The following is a 308-nucleotide window of genomic DNA, read 5'->3' as shown; positions in this document are numbered from 1 at the left end:
ACCCTGTTCAACATCTTCTTTACCTACTGGAAGCTCGGACGTAAAACGCACGCCCTCTACTGTGCTCGCCAACTGCCCAACCTCTACAAAGCGCGAGAAAATGCCCTCGTTACTTTCCTGGAAGGCGAAGAGCGTCGCGCCGTGGCCCTCGAGGCGCTCGAGGCCGTCATCTGGGTAGCCAGCCGGCATCTCAACGCCCTGGCCGATCTCGAGGAAGATGAGCGCTATCGCGAATAGGCGCGCGCTGTTGAGGAGATTCTCAAGGACGCTGTTCGCCAGGGATCAGTCGAGCGCCAAAGCTAGAACCG

The 308-nt window shown here is 59.1% G+C and carries 1 protein-coding gene; it reads left to right on the top strand.

Annotation, left to right across the window (positions count from 1 at the left end):
• Positions 1–237: hypothetical protein (locus PZH32_RS12540; RefSeq protein ID WP_275208575.1), on the top strand; the 237-nt coding region annotated here is incomplete at its 5' end.
• Positions 238–308: the final 71 nt, after the last annotated feature.

This window comes from Adlercreutzia equolifaciens (assembly GCF_029076695.1).
Classification (GTDB): domain Bacteria; phylum Actinomycetota; class Coriobacteriia; order Coriobacteriales; family Eggerthellaceae; genus Adlercreutzia; species Adlercreutzia equolifaciens_A.
The sequence above is the reverse complement of the archived record's forward strand: the minus strand, read 5'-3'. Positions and strand labels throughout refer to the sequence as shown.